General features: G+C 36.4%; 5 protein-coding genes. All 5 read right to left on the bottom strand.

Annotated features, from left to right (window positions below; all coding sequences use genetic code 11):
• Positions 1-633, bottom strand: a 633-nt coding sequence (locus HRT72_02625) for a hydroxymethylglutaryl-CoA lyase (GenBank protein NQY66605.1), incomplete at its 3' end; no start/stop codon positions are given.
• 31 nt (positions 634-664) lie between these two features.
• Positions 665-1708 (bottom strand): quinone-dependent dihydroorotate dehydrogenase, encoded by a 1044-nt coding sequence (locus HRT72_02620; GenBank protein ID NQY66604.1) that lies wholly within the window; start codon positions 1706-1708, stop codon positions 665-667.
• Between the two features lie 73 nt (positions 1709-1781).
• On the bottom strand, positions 1782-2162 hold the full coding sequence (locus HRT72_02615; protein NQY66603.1) for a DUF1987 domain-containing protein: 381 nt from the start codon (positions 2160-2162) through the stop codon (positions 1782-1784).
• Positions 2163-2216: 54 nt separating this feature from the next.
• Positions 2217-3458, bottom strand: a complete 1242-nt coding sequence (locus HRT72_02610; protein ID NQY66602.1) for a hypothetical protein — start codon at positions 3456-3458, stop codon at positions 2217-2219.
• A gap of 2 nt (positions 3459-3460) precedes the next feature.
• Positions 3461-3767: Rieske (2Fe-2S) protein (locus tag HRT72_02605; protein NQY66601.1), on the bottom strand; the 307-nt coding region annotated here is incomplete at its 5' end.

The raw sequence follows: 3767 nt of genomic DNA, 5'->3' as shown, positions 1-3767 counted from the left end.
TCCATTACTGTACGCCGCATCCATTTTCTCTTTCCAAGAATCAGGTGTAGTATGCAGGTGCGCTCCTATTTGTGTTCTTGTAAATTCTGGTAGCAGGTTAGAAAATAGATACGATATACTCTCTGGGTTTGAGATACCAATGGTATCACTTAATGCAATAGTTTTAATCCCCATTGCAACTAGTTTTTGGGTCAATTCTATCACTCTATCCGGACTCCATTCGTCACCATAAGGATTTCCAAATCCCATTGATATATATATTACTAACTCTTTGCTATGCCGCAAACATAATGCCTGTATTGCCTCAACACGCTTCAAGGATTCTACAATACTTGAATTCGTATTTCTTTGTTGAAATGTTTCCGAAACAGATAATGGAAATCCTAAGAATTTAATTTGCTCGAAAGAGCAAGCATCTTTTGCACCTCTTTCATTAGCAACAATCGAAAGTAATTCTGTTGTTGTATCCTCTAATTTTAGTAACGACAACACCTTTTCTGTGTCTTGCATCTGAGGAATCGCTTTTGGAGATACAAAACTGCCAAAATCAATTACATCAAATCCAGTTTGAAGGAGAACATTAATATAACTTGCCTTTTTATCCGATGGGATAAACGACTTAATGCCCTGCATCCCATCTCTAGGACATTCTATAAATGCAATATCACTTCTTTTCACTTGACTTTAGTAGCGCCTCATTAATTTCTTTAACCAATACTGGCCCTTCGTATATAAAACCAGTATACAATTGAATTAAACTAGCCCCTGCCTCAAGCTTTTCTAACGCATCTTCTTTAGAATGAATTCCTCCAACTCCAATTATTGGAAACTTTGTTTTCGAATTATCATGCAAGAAGCGTATCACCTCTGTAGACCTTTGGACCAAAGGCTTTCCACTGAGCCCTCCATTTCCGATATCCGACAACATACTATCCGGAGCTTTTAAATTAGACCTATCTATTGTAGTATTGGTTGCTATAACACCGTCTAGCTTTACTTCTTCAACTATTTCAATGATGTCAATTAATTGTTCATTGGTTAAGTCAGGTGCTATTTTCAACAAAATAGGTTTAGGCTTCGATTTCAATCTATTGATTTCAGATACTTGATTCAACAAAGCTTTCAGAGGTTCTTTCTCTTGCAATTCTCTTAAGCCTGGAGTATTGGGAGAACTTACGTTCAGTACAAAATAGTCCACAACATCATATAGGCCTTCATACGCCTTTATGTAATCATTTTGCGCATCTTCGTTCAGAGTTACTTTATTCTTTCCTATGTTTCCTCCGATAATAATTTTGGAATTTACTTTTCTTAGGCGATTCGCAATTTCAATAACCCCATCATTATTAAAACCCATTCTATTAATTATTGCGTTATCCTCCTTTAGCCTAAATAACCGAGGCTTAGGATTACCATCTTGCGGCTTTGGAGTAACCGTACCTACTTCCAAAAACCCAAATCCCATACTACTAAGCTCATCTACCAAAACGGCGTTCTTATCAAAACCTGCAGCCAAACCGATGGGATTGCTAAACTTTAAACCAAACAAGTCTCGTTCAAGTCGTTTATCGTCGACTCTATATACTAAAGAAACAATTGAACTTACACCTGGAAATGCAAATAAAAATCGAATTAACCGAAATATTATGGTATGGATTTTCTCAGGAGAGAGAAGAAATAGAATTGGTCGAATAATTAATTTATACATCCTTTAATTTTAAACAAAATTAAGGGAATGATGTCTTAATTAAGCCCCAAAGGTTAAAAGATAATAAAGGGTTTTAATCTTCTAATTCGACCAGGTTAAATGTAGCATCAACGAGCGATTGATATTGCTCGCCAGCCTCCATTACACTTTCATCACCCTCTTCGAACATCCAATTAATTTCTACATAATGACCTGAAGTTTGAATTTCAGCAACCTTTTTAAAAAGCCCTAGCAATACACGAAAAGAAGTGGTATTAAAATACTCAAGCTCTGCGTTTACCACTGTTCTTAGCTGCGGGTCATTTTTATACCGATCGATCCAGTCCATTATCGGACGATAAAAATCTATAGGGTGATCAGAAATTGACCTGCCAGTAAGAGACAGCACTCCAGTATCTGGATTAAGATCTATTAATGGTGTTTTGTTTGTACGATCAAGATAGAGTGCTTCCATAAGCTTGTTTAGAATATGGAACGCATTAAAAGAAAAAAAGTTCTTAAATAGCTCCTAAAAATAAGTTGCTATCCCAAACTGATACCCGCCAAGTTTTGCTGCTGGGTTACTAAACAAATCTGTAGTTTTTTGAAAACGATAGTTCAATTTAAAAACAGTATCTGGAGTTGGCCTTAAGCTAAGGCCAAACATTAGAGAAGTAACTTCATCACCTTTTTGCATATTAACCACATTGGCTGTCGCTGGTTGTGTAGAAAATTGTCCAATATTATAATCGATCATCTCACCTCTTACATTCAATAACAATTTGGCGTTTTCAAATTTTAATATTTTACGATTCAAAATCTGCTGATTCACCTCAACAAATCCCCCATTCTGTTTAGTACCATATAAATCCAACAGATTATCAGGAACGTCAACATTAACCATCACATACTCTCCTTTAATATCTGTTGTTTTAAGATTGAAGGTCCAGTCGACTGCTATGATATTAACGTTCCTTCTGTCATCTACCTGCTCACCTTCTACTTGAAAGGTATTGTATGTTCCTCCATAATATGAAACCCCTATTTCCCCTACTTTTCTTCTAGAAACAGATAGTTTACCATTGTACATTGGCACACCATTATTATCCTCCCCAAACATCTCCTCATTCTTTCCTGCCGGAACAAACGTTCTACTATCCTCATTAATTACAATTTGATTCTGAAGACCATTTGTTACATAAGCATCGTATGAAAGAACTACACCTCCAGGATATAATTTGCCATGAAATCCAAACCCAACTTCAGATAAAGTAGACGGAATTAAAGTAGTTGAAGACAGTGGCCGATCAACAAAATCCCATTTAGGTGAATCGTGATTTGCATTAACAAGTCCTATTTGAGGAAGTAATATACCCGCTCTGAAATTTAAGGCCGTATTGATTTCTACATCAATCAAAGCCGTTTCCAAAGCAATCTCTTCTGTTCCATGTTCAAACTCTAACTCGGATAAGAACTTAATTCGCTCGTGAATAGTTGAATACAGAAATATATTAAAACGTCTTAGCTCCATTCCAAATCCCTCTGACACACCATCTTCAGCAAAGTAATTGGTATTAGCCTCCATGTAACCACCCACTGCTGTTCTCAATTTTTCAATTTGAATAAACGGTCGGTTGTAAATAGCATCTTGGTTAATCAGTTCGAACTTTGCACTATCCACAACTTCTGTGGTATCTGTCTGACTATATCCACCGCTTACAGCAATTGTAAACGATACAAACAAAATTATTGCTTTCGTAAATGCGCTCATTTTCATTTCAACATTAAAATTATATTCTTGTCATCACTTGCTACTTTATATCTAGCTAGGTCTTTCGTAGCGGGACCATTCAATACTTTACCTTCATTCGAGAACTCACTACCATGGCACGGGCAAGTTAAAAACGTACCGGTAGCTTTCAATTCACATAACTTATGCGTGCACAGCATAAGAAAGCCTTCGTACAATCCATTCTCTCTTTTAACAATATAAACTGGAGCCTTCTCCCCTTCCACCTTCACAACAAAAAAGGGCTTATCAAGGACTTCTAATTTATCTACAAGTAAAGTCTTTCCCCTT

The sequence above is a fragment of the Flavobacteriales bacterium genome (assembly GCA_013214975.1).
GTDB lineage: Bacteria > Bacteroidota > Bacteroidia > DT-38 > DT-38 > DT-38.
This window is presented reverse-complemented; position numbering and strand designations above follow the sequence as displayed.

Excerpts from the sequence above, each read along its gene's own strand:
- HRT72_02620 (NQY66604.1), bottom strand. The coding sequence starts at position 1,708 with ATGTATAAATTAATTATTCGACCAATTCTATTTCTTCTCTCTCCTGAG.
- HRT72_02615 (NQY66603.1), bottom strand. The coding sequence starts at position 2,162 with ATGGAAGCACTCTATCTTGATCGTACAAACAAAACACCATTAATAGAT.
- HRT72_02610 (NQY66602.1), bottom strand. The coding sequence starts at position 3,458 with ATGAGCGCATTTACGAAAGCAATAATTTTGTTTGTATCGTTTACAATT.